The 15,000-nt window shown below is 67.0% G+C and carries 13 protein-coding genes; 9 read left to right on the top strand and 4 right to left on the bottom strand.

The features are described 5' to 3' along the window. Positions 1 to 411: 411 nt before the first annotated feature. Entirely contained in the window at positions 412 to 2,298 is a 1,887-nt protein-coding gene (locus tag KW836_RS12055) for an ABC transporter ATP-binding protein (RefSeq protein ID WP_218343457.1), read from the top strand. Between the two features lie 268 nt (positions 2,299 to 2,566). Here KW836_RS12055 and KW836_RS12050 read toward each other — a convergent pair whose 3' ends face one another. Next, a complete protein-coding gene (locus KW836_RS12050; protein WP_255595414.1) occupies positions 2,567 to 3,199 on the bottom strand; it encodes a LysE family translocator in 633 nt (210 codons plus the stop codon). A gap of 132 nt (positions 3,200 to 3,331) precedes the next feature. Between KW836_RS12050 and KW836_RS12045 the strand changes: the two genes are divergently transcribed. Beyond that, complete coding sequence (locus KW836_RS12045; RefSeq protein WP_218343456.1) at positions 3,332 to 3,814, top strand: Lrp/AsnC family transcriptional regulator; 483 nt, start codon at positions 3,332 to 3,334, stop codon at positions 3,812 to 3,814. 166 nt (positions 3,815 to 3,980) lie between these two features. Here KW836_RS12045 and KW836_RS12040 read toward each other — a convergent pair whose 3' ends face one another. Beyond that, a complete protein-coding gene (locus KW836_RS12040; RefSeq protein ID WP_218343455.1) occupies positions 3,981 to 4,655 on the bottom strand; it encodes a DJ-1/PfpI family protein in 675 nt (224 codons plus the stop codon). A gap of 90 nt (positions 4,656 to 4,745) precedes the next feature. On the opposite strand from KW836_RS12040, the gene KW836_RS12035 reads away from it, so the two are divergent. Then, positions 4,746 to 5,633, top strand: coding sequence for a DJ-1/PfpI family protein (locus KW836_RS12035; protein ID WP_218344265.1), 888 nt, complete (start codon positions 4,746 to 4,748; stop codon positions 5,631 to 5,633). Between the two features lie 874 nt (positions 5,634 to 6,507). Here KW836_RS12035 and KW836_RS12030 read toward each other — a convergent pair. Beyond that, positions 6,508 to 7,230 carry an SDR family oxidoreductase gene (locus KW836_RS12030; RefSeq protein WP_218343454.1) on the bottom strand — a complete coding sequence of 241 codons (723 nt, stop codon included), beginning with the start codon at positions 7,228 to 7,230 and terminating at the stop codon, positions 6,508 to 6,510. Next, entirely contained in the window at positions 7,227 to 8,219 is a 993-nt protein-coding gene (locus KW836_RS12025; protein ID WP_218343453.1) for a tripartite tricarboxylate transporter substrate binding protein, read from the bottom strand. The genes KW836_RS12030 and KW836_RS12025 overlap by 4 nt, the downstream gene beginning before the upstream one ends. A gap of 103 nt (positions 8,220 to 8,322) precedes the next feature. Between KW836_RS12025 and KW836_RS12020 the strand changes: the two genes are divergently transcribed. The 6 genes from KW836_RS12020 to KW836_RS11995 all read left to right on the top strand — a co-directional run bounded on the left by KW836_RS12020 (position 8,323) and on the right by KW836_RS11995 (position 14,987). Beyond that, positions 8,323 to 9,363: a cyclase family protein gene (locus KW836_RS12020; protein ID WP_218343452.1), complete on the top strand. Its 1,041-nt coding sequence runs from the start codon at positions 8,323 to 8,325 to the stop codon at positions 9,361 to 9,363. Positions 9,364 to 9,366: 3 nt separating this feature from the next. Beyond that, positions 9,367 to 10,971, top strand: coding sequence for an AMP-binding protein (locus KW836_RS12015; protein ID WP_218343451.1), 1,605 nt, complete (start codon positions 9,367 to 9,369; stop codon positions 10,969 to 10,971). Between the two features lie 14 nt (positions 10,972 to 10,985). Further along, complete coding sequence (locus tag KW836_RS12010; protein WP_218343450.1) at positions 10,986 to 11,729, top strand: GntR family transcriptional regulator; 744 nt, start codon at positions 10,986 to 10,988, stop codon at positions 11,727 to 11,729. A gap of 172 nt (positions 11,730 to 11,901) precedes the next feature. Continuing rightward, complete coding sequence (locus KW836_RS12005; protein ID WP_175138572.1) at positions 11,902 to 13,143, top strand: ABC transporter substrate-binding protein; 1,242 nt, start codon at positions 11,902 to 11,904, stop codon at positions 13,141 to 13,143. A 144-nt stretch (positions 13,144 to 13,287) separates the two neighbouring features. Next, the gene (locus tag KW836_RS12000) at positions 13,288 to 14,499 is read left to right on the top strand and encodes a hypothetical protein (protein ID WP_218343449.1); all 1,212 of its coding nucleotides are present in this window, start codon (positions 13,288 to 13,290) and stop codon (positions 14,497 to 14,499) included. 50 nt (positions 14,500 to 14,549) lie between these two features. Next, on the top strand, positions 14,550 to 14,987 hold the full coding sequence (locus KW836_RS11995) for an NUDIX hydrolase (protein WP_218343448.1): 438 nt from the start codon (positions 14,550 to 14,552) through the stop codon (positions 14,985 to 14,987). Positions 14,988 to 15,000: the final 13 nt, after the last annotated feature.

Raw genomic sequence — 15,000 nt, 5'->3', positions numbered from 1 at the left:
GTCTTGATCGCAGCGTTTGCGACGCATGCGGCGTCGGGCGCATTTGCCGCATCCGCCGCGTTGAAAAAAACCGACATCGCATTCTGTCCCCACGCGCGGCCCGTTGATTCGCCTACATCACTTGGATAGAATCGGCAATTCGGGCCTCGCGCCCATTTCCTTTTTTCCCCTCACCCACCGACAGGGAGGCCGCATGATGTACCCCATGCCGAACGCCGTCCCGCGCGTGTCCCCGCGACGCCATTAAGTCGTCGCCCGCGCGGCACCATCGCCAGTTCCGTACTTGGCGACCGGTCCGCCGTGCCCATTTAAACCCTTAACGCAGTTGCCAGCGCCCCTTCCGGCGCACGGCGTGTTTTTCCTCTTTCCTTACAAGGAACCTGGCGTGTTTACTGCCGCCAGGCCATGGCAATGGCTAGAAAAAAAATCGATTTTCGAGGACAAGCCTTCAAGGATGTCCTGGGCTTTACCTTCCGCTATTGGGGCCGGCAGCCGCTGCGCATCGTCGTGATCGTGGCGCTGGCGCTGCTGTCCGCCGTGGCCGACGTGCTGACCCCGATGTACGCCGGCCGCCTGGTCGACGCCGTGGCCTCGGGCGCGGCCGGCGACCAGGTTGCCTGGACCGCCGCCATCACCGCCTTCTGGCTGCTGGTTGCGCTAGGCGTGGGCGGGACGCTGCTGCGCCAGGCGGTGTTCCAGAACATCATCACCTTCACGCTGAAGATGATGAACGGCATCGCCTCGAATGCCTTCTATCGCGTACAGCGCTTTTCGACCGACTGGCATGCCAACAGCTTCGCGGGCTCGACAGTGCGCAAGATCACTCGCGGCATGTGGGCGGTGGACCTGCTCAATGACACGCTGCTGGTGGCGCTGCTGCCGTCGGTCGTCATGCTGGTGGGCGCCACCGCGCTGCTGGGCGCGCATTGGCCGCTGATGGGGCTGGTCGTGGGCCTGGGTTCGGTGCTCTACATCGCCGTCACCGCCACGCTGTCGCTGGCGTACGTGGCGCCCGCCGCGCGCCTGGGCAATGCCTGGGATACGCGCATGGGCGGCGCGCTGGCCGATGCGGTCAGCTGCAACGCCGTGGTCAAAGCCTTTGGCGCGGAGACGCGTGAAGAAGCGCGGCTGGACCGCGTCATCGACAAGTGGCGCCGCCGCACGCGCCGCACCTGGATCCGCGCCACGTTCAACGGCGGCATCCAGGGCGCGATGCTCGTCGCCATGCAGGCCTCGATCCTGGGCGCATCGCTGCTGCTGTGGTCGCGCAACCAGGCCAGCGTGGGCGACATCACCTTCACGCTGACCATGTTCTTTGTGCTCCAAGGCTATCTGCGGGACGTGGGCATGCACATCCGCAACCTGCAGCGCTCGGTCAACGACATGGAGGAACTGGTGTCGCTGGAGAAGCAGCCGCTGGGCGTGGAAGACCGGCCGGGCGCGGGCGACATTGCGGTGACGGCAGGCGAGATCCGCTTCGAAGACGTGACGTTCCGCTATGGCGCGCACAACGTCGCGCTGTACGACCGGTTCTCGGTGCGCATCGCGCCGGGCGAACGGGTGGGCCTGGTCGGCCACTCGGGTTCGGGCAAGACGACTTTCATCAAGCTGATCCAGCGCTTGTACGACGTGAACGGCGGCCGCATCACCATCGACGGGCAGGACATCGCCCAGGTGAAGCAGGCGTCGCTGCGCGGGCAGATCGCGATCGTGCAGCAGGAGCCCGTGCTGTTTCACCGGACGCTGGCGGAAAACATCGCCTATGCCCGCCCCGGCGCGTCGCAAGCCGACATCGAGCAGGCTGCCCGGCTGGCCAGTGCGCATGACTTCATCATGGCGCTGCCCAAGGGCTACGAGACGCTCGTCGGTGAACGCGGCGTGAAGCTGTCCGGCGGCGAACGCCAGCGTGTGGCGATTGCGCGGGCGTTCCTGGCGGACGCGCCGATCCTGATCCTGGACGAAGCCACGTCCAGCCTGGACAGCGAAAGCGAGGTGCTGATCCAGCGCGCGATGGACCGCCTGATGGAAGGCCGCACGACGCTGGTCGTAGCGCACCGCCTGTCGACAGTCCGGGCCCTGGACCGCCTGCTGGTGATGGACCATGGCCGCGTGATTGAAGAAGGCAGCCACGACGCGCTGATCCGCCTGAAGGGCGGCCTGTACCGGCGCCTGTTCGAGCGTCAGGCGCTGGAGCTGACCAAGGGACTGGATCCCGCGGAACTGCTGGAAGACGGCGCCGTCCCGCCGCCCGCCAAGGCTGACGAGGTCGACGCAGCGTCGTTCGCCTTCGGCAAGTAACGCAGGTGCGGTGCTAAGCAATAAGGCCCGGGGCGATTGCGCGCCGGGCCTTATTTTGTTGCGGATTTCGACGCATAGGGCCGGTGTCTGACACCTCATTTGGTCCTACGAAATCCCGGGTGTCTGACACTTCATTCGGTCCTACGAAATCCCGGGTGTCTGACACTTCATTTGGTCCTACAAAAGCCCGGGTATTCATGGGTGTCTGACACCTCATCTGGTCTTACAAAACCATGGATGTCCGACTCCCAACAAGTTGCCGCGCACCTCAGGCCGGGCGGTTGGCGAAGGTAAGGCGCAGGCCGAAGCCGATCAGGGCGGTGCCGAAGACCAGGCTCTGGATCTTTTGTGCGCGCGGGCTGGCGGACATCCAGCGGCCTACCGCGCCGCCCGCCAGCGCGCACAGCACGTCGAACGTCAGGCCCATTCCGACGAGGATGACGCCCAGCACGGCAAACTGCTGGCCAATCGGGCCGCGCTCCGGCGACACGAACTGCGGCAGGAGCACCGAGCAGAACAGCAAGGCCTTGGGGTTGAGCACATTGGTGAGCACGCCGCTCATCAGCGCGGGTCCCCAGCCTGCATGTCGCGGCGCGGCCTCCCCGTCCAAGGGCGGAACGGCAAGCGGCGCGCGCAAGAGACGGATCCCCAGCCAAACCAGATAGCAGCCGCCCACCGTGCGCGCCGCGTCGAACGCCCAGGGGTGCGTCTTGAACAAAGCCGCCAGACCCAGCGCGGCCAGTGTCACGTGCGCCGCACGAGCAATCGCCAAGCCCGCCGCCACGGCCAGCGCCTGCCCGCGACCGCGCAGCAGACCGGTTTCCAGCAGAAGGATCATGTCCGGCCCGGGCACCACGTACACAATCAGCAAGGCTCCCAGAAACAACGCCATATCGGTCATGACCGCGCTCCACCGCAAGATTTCAATGGCGAGATTCTAGAAAAAAGGGGCTGGCATGTGCTTGCCATTCTTGCCAAGTCGGATACCATTCCTGGCACAACCCACCAACCCAAGCCTGAATTCCACACATCCATGCCAAAACGCCAACTCGACGCCTACGACCGCCGGATTCTGGAGGCGCTGCAGAAGAACGGCCGGCTCACTAACGTGGAGCTGGCGGACCAGATCGGCCTGTCGCCCTCGCCCTGCTTGCGGCGCGTACGGATGATGGAAGACGCCGGCGTCATCCAGGGCTACGAAGCGCGGCTGGATCCGCACGAGGTCGGATTGGGATTGACGGTATTCGTGGGCGTGAAGGTCGAACGCCACCATGAGCGCGACGCCGAAATGTTCCGCAACGAGGTCAGCGCGCTGCCGGAAGTGATCGCCGCGCATCTGGTGTCCGGCGAGTCCGACTTCCTGTTGCAGGTCGTGGTGCCCGACCTGCGCGGGTACGAGCAGTTCCTGCTACATACCTTGCTGAAACTGCCCGGCGTCAAGGACATCCGCAGCAACTTCGCGATCCAGACGGTCAAGCCGCAGAGCCCGCTGCCGCTGGACCATCTGGGGCGGTGAGCGGCGCAGCGATAAAGGCTGTGCTACCCCTCTTCAGAGGCAGGGGCACCGCTGTGACGGCATGAACTTCGCCGCCAAGGCATCGCCATCGTCGCGCCACGTCACCCCCGCGGCATGGCCGCCGCCGACACGGCCGAATCGCCGCCCTCTTGCCATGGTCACCGCCTCACCGCATGGCCGCCGCCGCCCGATCCACCGCCGCGCTGCGTCGCTCGAATCGCGCCTGCGACATCGCCAGATAGCGCTCCACAATCGCCGGCTCGGACGTCTTGGGCGTGCCGCCCGGAAACGGCGGCTTCGGATCGTATTCGATCTGCAACTGGATCAGCTTGGCGACATCCTCGCCGCACAGCGACGCCACCACCTTCAGCCCCATGTCGATCCCCGACGTCACGCCGCCGGCCGTGAACACATTGCCGTCCACACACAGGCGCTCGTCGCTCGGCGTGGCTCCAAAGCGCGCCAGCAGTTCCCGCGCCCGCCAGTGGCTCGACGCCCGCTTACCCCGCAGCAGCCCGGCCGCGCCCAGCAGCAGCGATCCCGTGCAGATACCGAACAGGTATTTGGCGCCCTGCCCCTGCCTGCGGGTGAAATCCACCCACGCCGGATCGACGATGGCGTCGTCCGTGCCCGGACCGCCCGGCACGACCAGCAGGTCGCAAGGCGGCGCCGAGTCGATCGTTTGCGTAGGTACGAAGCGCAACCCCCGGTCGCAGCGCACCGGCTCCATCGTTTTTGCGACAAAATCCACGGTAAATCCCGGCGCGTTCGCCAGCACTTCGTACGGCCCGGTCATATCCAGCTGGGTCAGCCCTTCGAACAAAACGATATTCACCTTCATGACGTTGCTCCCATGAAAACGCCAGAACCCAGCATAGGCGAACGCGCGCCGCGCGGTGCGCCAGAAAACGCGCCAATCGCGCCACAGCGCGTGCTGTTCGTGCTGTACGACGGTTTCCAGCCGCTGGACCTGGCCGGACCGTGGCAGGCGTTCAGCTCGGCCAACGAAGAATCGGGCCGCCAGCTATATGCCTTGAACACGATCGCGGCATCGCCGGTGGTAACCACCTGGGAACAAGGGCTGCGCATGCAAGTGGACGGCACCTTCGAAGCGGACGACGACGCGCCCATCGACATGCTGCTGGTGCCCGGCGGCCCCGGCGTGGATCGCGCCGCGGCGCACGGTGAAACGCGCGCCTGGCTACGCCGCCGCGACGCCGGCACACGCCGCACCAGCAGCGTCTGCACGGGCGCATTCATCCTGGCCGCCGCCGGCCTGCTCGATGGCCGCGCCGTCACCACGCACTGGCGCTCCGCCGACCGGCTGCGCAAGCTTTATCCGGGCCTGCGCGTCGATGACGATCGCATCTTCATCGAAAGCGGCAAATACTGGACCTCCGCGGGCGTCACCGCCGGCATCGACCTGGCGCTGGCGCTGATCGAACGCGACTTCGGCGCCGCGCTGTCCCAGCAGGTCGCGCGGCGGCTGGTGGTCTTCATGCGCCGCAACGGGGACCAACGCCAGTACAGCCAGACGCTGCGGCTGCAGGACCGCGTGGCCGCCCCATTCCGCGAACTGGTCGAAAAAATGGAAGCACGCCTGTCGGCCCGCTGGTCGGTGGACGACATGGCCGACGCCTGCGGCATGTCGCGGCGCACCTTCCAGCGCAAGTTCGTAGCACACTTCGGCGTCGCGCCGACCGAAGTGCTGCGGCGTCTGCGCGAAGAGCGCGCCGGTGCCTTGGAGGGCGCGGGGAAGATGACGAGGAAGGCCGTCGAGCAACACGTAGGTCCGGTGTACAAGCGTTCGCGGCAGTAGCCGTGAGGCGGTGTCAGGGGCGATAACAGCAGGCTGGGTCGGCGGCGATAACGGCAAGGCTGCGTCAGAGCTTCGTAGGTCGCCCGACGCCGCGGTCCCGGTGGGCACGAGCGCCCACGATTGCGGTCCGGAGCCTTCGCTCCGGACTGCCCCGTCGTCATCTTCGTCCGCCTTCGGCTCCCTTCAGATTCCCTCGGGCGCATCGACGGCGCTCGTGCCCACCGGGACCGCGACGCCGTGCTGCGAGGGTCTTTGGTTTGGGGCGCTTCAAGACCTGTGGTCAGGGCAGGAGATCTGCGGGGCCGCCGGGTTGCTGCCGCCCGGACGGCGGCAACCCGGCATTGGGCCGGTGGGACGTCGTGGCGGTGTGCGCTTGCGCGCTGGTGGGGGTTGGTTTGCTAGCGGCTCGTCGTCACGGCGGGAGGGGCTGTGATGGGCGGCGCCGCTTGAAGTAGCGAGACTGTCCGCCGCTGCCGGCGTCTGACGCAGAAGCGGAAGCAGCCACACGCGAAGCGTCATCGGTTTGACGCAAGACAGCGCGTAAGCCCACGAAGGCCGCCCGCGCGGCCGCCCGGGGGCGGGCACCGCAAGACGCTTCTCTTCCACACCAGTGCGTGCCAAAACCTCAAGAACCCAACTCGCCCCAGCGCCCGTGAAGATCAGGCAACCAGAGCCCGGTGTGGCGTGGGCCTGGGGTGGGCGGGGCGTTTAGATGCGCCCGAGGGAATCTGAAGGGAGCCGAAGGCGGACGAAGATGACGAAGGGGCAGTCCGGAGCGAAGGCTCCGGACCGCAATCGGAGCCCCGCCCGCCCCAGGCCCACGCCGCGCCGGGCGTCTAAAGAACACCTACGATGGCCAGCAACGGCACTCAACCTACCCCCCCAACCCCACCGACATCCCCCCGCAAACATAAAGCACCTGCCCAGTCACAAACCCCGCCCGCGGGTCCAGAAACATAGCCACGGTATGCGCCACCTCATCCGGCCGCCCCACGCGCCCCACGGGAATCGCCGCCTCCAGCGCCAGCGTCTTCGGTGCCCCTGGCGGATTGGACTGATTGAACAGCTCGGTAGCAACCGGCCCAGGCGCCACGGTGTTCACCGTAATGCCATCGCCCGCCAGCTCCAAAGCCCAGGTCCGCGTCATACCCGCCAGCCCCGCCTTCGACGCGCCATACACCGACCGCCCGCCCTTGCCCAGCGCCGCCCGGCTGCCGATATTCACGACACGCCCATACTTCGCCTGCCGCATCCCCGGCAATAGCGCCTGCATCAGCAGAATCGGCGCAGTCAGATTCAACGCCATCGTCCGCGCCAGTTCCTCCTGCGTAATGTCCTCGATGTTCGCAACCTGGATCATCCCCGCGTTGTTGACCAGATGCAGCACCGGTTCCTGTGCCGCCAACTCACGGCCCGCAGCGATAGTCGCCGCCGCGTCGCACAGGTCCACCGACCGGAAGGTCTCGCCCGGCAACAGTGTCTCAGGCGACGTACGGCTGAAATTGACGACCTGAAAGCCGTCTTCGATCAGCCGCGCCACGATGGCGCGGCCGATTCCCCGGCTTGCGCCGGTCACGAGAGCGATGGGTGAATTCATTGCGCCTTGATTCCCTGGTCCTTGATGAGTCCGCCCCACTTCTTGCGTTCGGCGGATTCGAACGCGGCCAGATCCTTGCCGAACAGCGTGCCCGGCTTCGCGCCCATCGTGGCGAAGTTGGCAGCGATGGCCGGCGTCGCCAAGCCGCTGCGGGCGGCGGCAATCAGTTGTTCAACGACCGGCGCGGGGGTATTGCGCGGCGCATACAACGCAAACCACGCCGTCACGTCAAACCCAGGCAATCCAGACTCGGCAACCGTCGGCAAGTCTGGCACCGACGGATCACGCGCCGCAGAAGTCACCGCCACCCCGCGCACCAGAGTCCCGTCCTTGATCTGCGCCAGCGCGCCCGGCAGATTGTCGAACAGAAGGTCCACCTGCCCGCCCGCCACCGCCGGCAGCGACGCCGACGTGCCCTTGAACGGCACGTGCAGCATCGTCACCCCGGCCATGGCCTCGAAGTACGCCCCCGTCAGGTGCACCGACGAACCGATGCCCGGTGACGCATAGGTCAGCTTCTTGTCCGTCGACTGCTTGGCCGCCTTGATCACGTCCGCCACCGTCTTGTAGGGCGACTTCGCGCTGACCGCGATCACGTTCGGCGTCGTGGACACCAGCGCGATCGGCACCAGGTCGCGCTCGGGATCGAACGGCATGTTGCTGTAGAGAAACTGGTTGATCGTCTGCGTGCCGATCGTGCCCAGCCCCAGCGTGTAGCCGTCCGCCTTCGCCCGAGCGACGTAAGCCATGCCGATATTGCCGCCCGCGCCCGGCTTGTTCTCGACCAGCACCGTCTGCTTCAGGCCCGGCTGCAGTGCGTTGGCGATGGCGCGGCCAAAGAGGTCCGCGCCGCCGCCCGGCGGATACGGTACGACGACGGTCACAGGGTGCTCGGGATAGCCCGCGGCGTGGACCGCAGGCAGCGCCAGAACGGCCAGCGCGGCAAGGGCGATGCGCCATCCGGCGCGCGGATGCTGCAATTGCGTCATGGTCTCGTCTCCTAACGAACCCGCTGATTGCGGATTTCTTTTTAAAGTACGTAAATACGTACTATATTCATAAGAACATGAAAAACCGACAGGAGACAAGCAGATGAAACGCTGGACGCAACGCCCCGAAGGTTCCACCTGGGGCGACTTCGGCCCGGATGACGAACTGGGCCGCCTGAACCTGCTGACCGAAGAAAAGGTGCTGCAGGCGGTGCGCGAAGTCCGTGCCGGCAAGGTCTTCTGCCTGTCGCTGCCGCTGGATCTGCCCGGCGGCAACGTGCTCAATCCGCGCCGCCACGCGCCCACCCTCAAGCCCACCTTCCGCGAAGGCACGCCCTATCTGAACTTTGCGATGTCGCAGGTACAGCCCGAAGCCATTGACGTGCTGTCGGACGATCAGGTCACGCTGTCGATGCAGTATTCGACGCAGTGGGACGGCCTGTGCCACGTGGGCGCCATGTTCGACATCCAGGGCGACGGCCAGGCGCGCCGCGTCTATTACAACGGTTACGCCGCCGGCGTGGACGTGTTTGGCGGCGCCGATCCCGACAACTCGGAAGCCGCCTGCTGCCCGCCGGGCGGCTCGTATGCGCGCAAGCTCAGCGTCAGCCGCTATGCCGAAAAAGGCATGCAGGGCCGCGGCGTGCTGGTGGACTTGGCGCGTGCCTTTGGCCCGGGCCGCACGATCGTCGGCCACGAGCAGCTTCAAGCCGCCATGCGCGAGCAGGACGCCCAGCCCGAGCCCGGCGACATGCTGGTGCTGCGCACCGGTTTCGCGGAAGCCGTCGTGGCCATGAATGGCCACCCCGATCCGCACACACTGGAGCAGACGGGCGCGGTGCTGGACGGCGCCGACCCCGCGCTGCTGGACTGGATCACGCATTCCGGCATCGCCGCCATCTGCGCCGACAACTACGCCGTCGAATCGTATCCGGCGCGCACATCCGGCCCCGGCCATTCGATCCTGCCGCTGCATCACCATTGCCTCTTCAAGCTGGGCGTGCCGCTGGCCGAGCTGTGGTATCTGAAGGACCTGGCCGAATGGCTCGATGCAAACGGCCGCAGCCGGTTCCTGCTGACCGCCCCGCCCCTGCGCATGCCCGGCGCCGTCGGCTCGCCTGTGACGCCTATTGCCACGGTGTAAGCCATGCCCCTGCCGTACTCGACCTTCTCCGACCATCTGGACGCGCTGGCCGCCCGGCAACCCGATGCCGTTGCGCTCATCGATCGTGATCAGCCGCTCAGTTTCGCGGCCCTGCGCACGCGCAGCCTCGCGCTGGCGGCGGGCCTGTCCCGCATCGGCGTACAGCCCGGGCACCGCGTCGCCGTCTGGCTGCCCAACTGCGCGGCCTGGGTCGAGTCCTTTCTTGCGTGCGCCCATCTGGGCGCGCTGGTGCTGGCCGTCAACACGCGCTTCCGCTCGGTCGAAGTGGCCGACATCCTGGGCCGCGGCCGCGCCGACTGGCTGGTGTATTGGCCCGACTTCAAAGGCATCGACTTCCAGGGCATCCTGGATGGCGTCGCGCCAGTGGATGTGGATCAGTTGCAGGGCGCGGTCGCGCTGGCTGGGCCCGACGAACTTCCTCCGGCATCGCTTCACGGCAAACCGGTGCACCGGTACGACGCGCTGCTGGCCTGCGCCGACCCCGCACCCGTCGCGCAAGCCAATGCCGGCGTGTTGTGCTTCACCACATCCGGCACCACGTCCAAACCCAAGTTCGTGCTGCACGATCAAAAGACCTTGTTGCGCCACGGCGCGATGGTGGCGCGGGCGTTCGGCTACGACGACCGGGCCCGCGTGCTGGCCAGCGCGCCGTTCTGCGGCGCATTCGGTTTTGCGACATTGGCCGGCGGCCTGGCGCGCGGCGTGCCCGTCGTCTGCGCCCCTGTGTTCGACGCGGCCCAATCCGCGCAGGCCATCGCCCGGCACGCCGTCACCCACACCTACGCCAACAACGAGGCGCTGGTCGGCATGATGCAGGCCGCCGCGCCCGGCGCGTTTGCGTCCGTGCAGCTATTCGGCTTTGCCAGCTTCACCCCCGCGCTGGACAACATGCTGGACCTGGCCCGCGCGGCTGGCGTGCCGCTCACGGGCCTGTACGGCTCCAGCGAACTGATCGCGCTGGTGGCCGGCCAGCCCCGCGACCCCGCCGACGGCGACGTGTCGGCCCGCCACCAGCCCGGCGGCACGCTCATCTACCCCAACGCCCGTGTGCGCGCCCGCGATCCCGAGTCCGGCCAGGTGCTGCCGCACGGCCGGTCCGGCGAAATCGAAATCCTGTCGCCCAGCCTGATGCAGGGCTACCTGGACAACCCGGACGCCACCCGCGCGGCCGTGACGGATGACGGCTACTTCAAGACCGGCGACCTGGGCTACACGCTGACCGACCGCCAGTTCGTGTTCCAGACCCGGATGGGCGACTCGCTGCGGCTGTCCGGCTTCCTGGTCAATCCGGTGGAGATCGAACAGGTCGTCGAGACCCTGCCGGGCGTGCGGGCCTGCCAGGTGGTGGGCGCAACGCGCAACGGCAAGATCGTGCCGTACGCCTTCGTGCTGCTGCAGGAAGGCGCGCAGGCCGACCCGGCCGGTTGGACCGCGGCGTGCAAGGCGGCCATGGCGGGTTTCAAGGCACCGGCGGGCTTTACCGTGCTGGACGCCTTCCCGTCAGTGGAGAGCGCCAACTCGGTCAAGATCCAGAAGCACCGGCTGCGCGAGATGGCGGACGCTATGCTCTCGGCTTCCGCTTCATAGCCCTTCATCCCGCCATGCCCGCCCGCAAGCTTTTTTCGCGCAGTCCCCAGCCGCTTTACCTGCAGGCCGCCGCGCTGTTCCGCAGCCACATCCAGAACCGGACGTGGCGGCCCGGACAGCAGATCCCGCCGTTGGAATCGCTGATGGAGACCTACGGCATCTCGCGCGCGACCATCCGCCAGGCGTTCGGCCTGCTGGAAGAAGACGGCCTGATCCGGCGCTCGCGCGGCTCCGGCACCTTCGTCAACGCCGAACTGCCCGAAACGCCCACACTGCTCATTCCCAAGACCTGGGCCGAAACGGTCGAGCTGAGCAACCAGCTCGGCACGGTGTCGCTGGTGGAGTCCAGCGCCGACTCGCCGCTGCCCGACACGCTGGGCATGCCGTGCGGCGCCGACCGCAGCGGCAGCTTCCAGTACCTGCGGCGCATTCATACGACGGATGCCGGCCCCTTCTGCTACAGCGAGGTCTTTCTGGACAGCGGCCTCTTCCGTAAGCACCGCGCCCGCATCCAGAGAAGCACTGTCGCCCCGGTGCTGGACCAGTTTTACGGCGCGCGCATCTCTGAAGCCCGCCAGGTCCTGAATGTGATCGAAGCGGGGCAGGAATCCGCCGAGTCGCTGCAGATACCCGTGTCTTCCCCGGTGGCCGAGCTGCGCCGCTATGCCTGCATCGACGGCCGCGTGGTGTATTTCGCGCGGCTGGAGTTTCCATTCCGCAAGGTGCGGATGGAGTTCGACCTGCTCACCAGCCGCTGAGCGTTTCACCCAACCTGCCTCAGGAGAAAACCGCCCCCCATCAACGACCGCCGCCGTCCGAACACACTGGGTGCAGCAGCAAACAAAACCTACATGCGCGCCCGCCATATCCGAAAAGAATCCGGCATACAGGGAGACAACCATGAGACATGCCGACAGGACCCGGATTTCAATGCAGTGCCGCAGCACGATTGTTCGCTTGTTCGCCACGACCGCCTTTGCCGCGGCCGCGCTTGCCGCCGCCAGCGCACAGGCACAGACGCCCGCCCCCGCCGTCTCCGACGACGTGGTGCGGCTGGGCCTGATCCTGGACATGAGCGGCGTCTATGCCGACGTGACCGGCAAGGGCAGCGCCACCGCCGCCGAGATGGCGATTGCCGACTTCGGCGGCACCGTGCTGGGCAAGAAGGTGGACCTGCTGGTGGTGGACCACCAGAACAAGGCCGACATCGCCGCCGCCAAGGCGCGCGAGTGGTACGACGTCCAGAAGGTCGACGCCATCATGGACGTCGCCGGCTCCGCGCCCGCGCTGGCCGTGCTGGAAGTGGCGCGTGAAAAGAAAAAGATTGTCGTCTTCAGCGGGCCGGGCACCGAGCGCATCACCAACGACCTGTGCTCTCCCTATTCCGTCCACTACACCTACGACACCTGGTCGCTCGCCAACACCACCGCACGCGCCACCGTGGAGCAAGGCGGCAAGAGCTGGTACTTCCTGACGGCGGACTACGCGTTCGGCCACACGCTGCAGGCGTCGGCCACCGACGTCGTGAAGGCCAATGGCGGCACGGTGCTGGGCGCCTCGCGCCACCCGCTCGGCTCCAGCGACTTCGCCTCTTATCTGCTGCAGGCGCAGGCCAGCAAGGCGCAGATCGTGGGCCTGGCCAACGCGGGCGGCGACACCGTCAACGCCATCAAGGCGGCCAGCGAGTTCGGGCTGACCAAGGGCGGGCAGAAGATGGCGGGCCTGCTGCTCTACATCAACGACATCCACGCCATCGGCCTGGACGCGGCCGCCGGCCTGACGCTGACCGAAGCCTTCTACTGGGACATGAACGACCAGACCCGCGCGTGGTCGCAGCGCTATTACGACAAGCTCAAGAAGATGCCCAACATGAGCCAGGCTGGCACGTATTCGTCGGTCATGCACTATCTGAAAGCGGTGCAGGCGGCGGGCACGGACGAACCCACGGCGGTGATGAAGCAGATGAAGGCCACGCCCATCAACGACTTCTTCGCCACCAACGGCCGCATCCGCGAAGATGGCCGCATGGTGCACGACATGTACCTGTTCGAGGTCAAGAAGCCGTCGGAATCCAAGCGGCCGTGGGACTACTACAAACTGGTGGCCACGCTGCCGGGCGATCAGGCCTTCATGCCGCTGTCGCGGTCGACCTGCCCGCTGGTCAAGAAGTAGTACGGCGGGGCGTCCTCGGCGGGAGCTGCGGCGGATGGCATCGGCGGCGGGAGACGCCCGCCGCGGGGACGCCCGCCGCGGGGTCGCCCGCCGCCGAGTACGTCCGCCGCGTTATCCTTGCGGCTTTGCCTCGGCCGCTCCAACATGCCGCAACGCGCACCCCGCATCATCGAGGGAACCATCGACCAGATCCGGGTCGCAACGCCGGTGCGGCGAAACGATGTCTTCCTGCGGGTCGGTGCGGAGACGATCTGGGGTTCCGCGCTGGACCCCTCGCACATCGCCCTGCTGCGCGCCTTCCACAATAAAGGTACTGCCGTGCGCATTGGCGTGCTGGAAGCCGAGCATGGCCTGAACCGCTTTTGCTGGGCCGTGCCCGCGCAAGGCGAACCCATTGCGCCGCTCACCTACCAGACCGCCCAACGGCGCAGCGGACGCGAGGCCGCCATCTGCAGCGCCGTGGGCGTGGCCGCCCTGGGCGCGGCGTGGCTGGCCGGGATCTCGACGTTGCCGCGCATGTTCATGATGGTGTTCGCGCTGGTGATCGCGCTGATGGCGCTGGTGCTTGCCGCGAGCGCCTTGCACGCCCTCTGGCACAACCGCCGCGAGCGGCCGCGCATCCTTGCCAGCGAGGCTCTGTTCGATCCCGCGAAGCGCCCAGCGGCCATGAACGCTGCGCCAGCCCCCTCACCGCTTCAGCAGGAACCGGCTGCGCTGACGCAGGAGGGCGATCCGCCTCTCCTCCTGATCCGCGGGCAGCTGGACGGCATCACGCATGAAACGCGGCATGTGCATAAGGGCCCGACTTACGGCCACTATCGCTTTTCGGTTCAGGGCCGGCAGTTCCTGATGACGGTCGATGAATCACTGGGAAGCTGGCAGCCGTTCCTGGCGCAGGACGACTACGTCGAGATGGCCGTCAATGCCCAACCGGCGCCAGACGAGCCGCACGCGGTGTATGCCCTGCGCAACCTTGAGGACGGGCGCACCTATATGTGTCATCTGCGATTCCGCGCCTTTCCCGGCAGGGACACGCCGGTCGGCGTCGGCATGAATCAGCGCGCGCCGCTGCTCAAGGCCATCGGCGGGTTGATGCTTGCGGTCTGGCTGTTCCTCATTGGCCTGACTTGGTTCATGGATCCCGAGGCGTTGCAGGGCGACTTTCCGGAACTCGCGTTGTTCATCCTGGGCATGTTCCTGCTGGTGTGGCTGTGCTTCGCTCTGCCGCTCCTCTGGCTCGACGTGCGGTGGCGCATGGGCAAGCCGACGCGGCGCCAGCGCATCACCGAACGCATCTATGCGCTGCTCGACCTGGGCACGCCGTTCGCGCCCAAGCGACGCATCGAAGAGGTATGAACGGACGGGGCGTATCCTTGGCAGACGCCTGACTGCCGCTGGAGATCCGCATGACCACCCCCGCCCCGCGCCCCATCGCTGCCACCATCGCCGCCGTCGTGCGCGACGGCCGCGTGCTGCTGGTGCGCCGCGCCAACCCGCCCGATCAGGATCGCTGGGCGTTTCCGGGCGGCAAGATCGACGCGGGCGAACGGCTGGCTGACGCGGCCGCGCGCGAATTACTGGAAGAGACCGGCGTCACTGCCGAGCCGCTGCACGTCTTTGACGCCGTCGACGTCTTCGACCGCGACGACACCGGCGCCCTGCGCCGCCACTTCATCCTGATCGCCGTGCTGTGCCGCTGGGTGTCCGGTGAGCCGGTAGCGGGGGACGATGCCCGAGATGCGCGCTGGGTGTCCCTGGCTGACCTTGATGCCCACGCGCTGGCCACGAGCTTCGGGGTGGCGGAGCTGGCGCACAAGGCGGCAGATCTGATGGCAGCGCGCTAAACGCCCGATACGT

The organism is Achromobacter sp. ACM05, assembly GCF_019218915.1.
In the GTDB taxonomy this organism is placed as follows: Bacteria; Pseudomonadota; Gammaproteobacteria; order Burkholderiales; family Burkholderiaceae_B; genus Achromobacter; species Achromobacter animicus.
Note: the sequence above shows the minus strand (reverse complement) of the source record. Positions and strands in the feature narration are given on the sequence as shown.

What these genes read in the sequence shown, in the direction of transcription:
- KW836_RS12055 (WP_218343457.1), top strand. Translation starts at nt 412, where the DNA reads ATGGCTAGAAAAAAAATCGATTTTCGAGGACAAGCCTTCAAGGATGTC.
- KW836_RS12050 (WP_255595414.1), bottom strand. Translation starts at nt 3,199, where the DNA reads ATGACCGATATGGCGTTGTTTCTGGGAGCCTTGCTGATTGTGTACGTG.
- KW836_RS12045 (WP_218343456.1), top strand. Translation starts at nt 3,332, where the DNA reads ATGCCAAAACGCCAACTCGACGCCTACGACCGCCGGATTCTGGAGGCG.
- KW836_RS12040 (WP_218343455.1), bottom strand. Translation starts at nt 4,655, where the DNA reads ATGAAGGTGAATATCGTTTTGTTCGAAGGGCTGACCCAGCTGGATATG.
- KW836_RS12030 (WP_218343454.1), bottom strand. Translation starts at nt 7,230, where the DNA reads ATGAATTCACCCATCGCTCTCGTGACCGGCGCAAGCCGGGGAATCGGC.
- KW836_RS12025 (WP_218343453.1), bottom strand. Translation starts at nt 8,219, where the DNA reads ATGACGCAATTGCAGCATCCGCGCGCCGGATGGCGCATCGCCCTTGCC.
- KW836_RS12020 (WP_218343452.1), top strand. Translation starts at nt 8,323, where the DNA reads ATGAAACGCTGGACGCAACGCCCCGAAGGTTCCACCTGGGGCGACTTC.
- KW836_RS12015 (WP_218343451.1), top strand. Translation starts at nt 9,367, where the DNA reads ATGCCCCTGCCGTACTCGACCTTCTCCGACCATCTGGACGCGCTGGCC.
- KW836_RS12010 (WP_218343450.1), top strand. Translation starts at nt 10,986, where the DNA reads ATGCCCGCCCGCAAGCTTTTTTCGCGCAGTCCCCAGCCGCTTTACCTG.
- KW836_RS12005 (WP_175138572.1), top strand. Translation starts at nt 11,902, where the DNA reads ATGCAGTGCCGCAGCACGATTGTTCGCTTGTTCGCCACGACCGCCTTT.
- KW836_RS12000 (WP_218343449.1), top strand. Translation starts at nt 13,288, where the DNA reads ATGCCGCAACGCGCACCCCGCATCATCGAGGGAACCATCGACCAGATC.
- KW836_RS11995 (WP_218343448.1), top strand. Translation starts at nt 14,550, where the DNA reads ATGACCACCCCCGCCCCGCGCCCCATCGCTGCCACCATCGCCGCCGTC.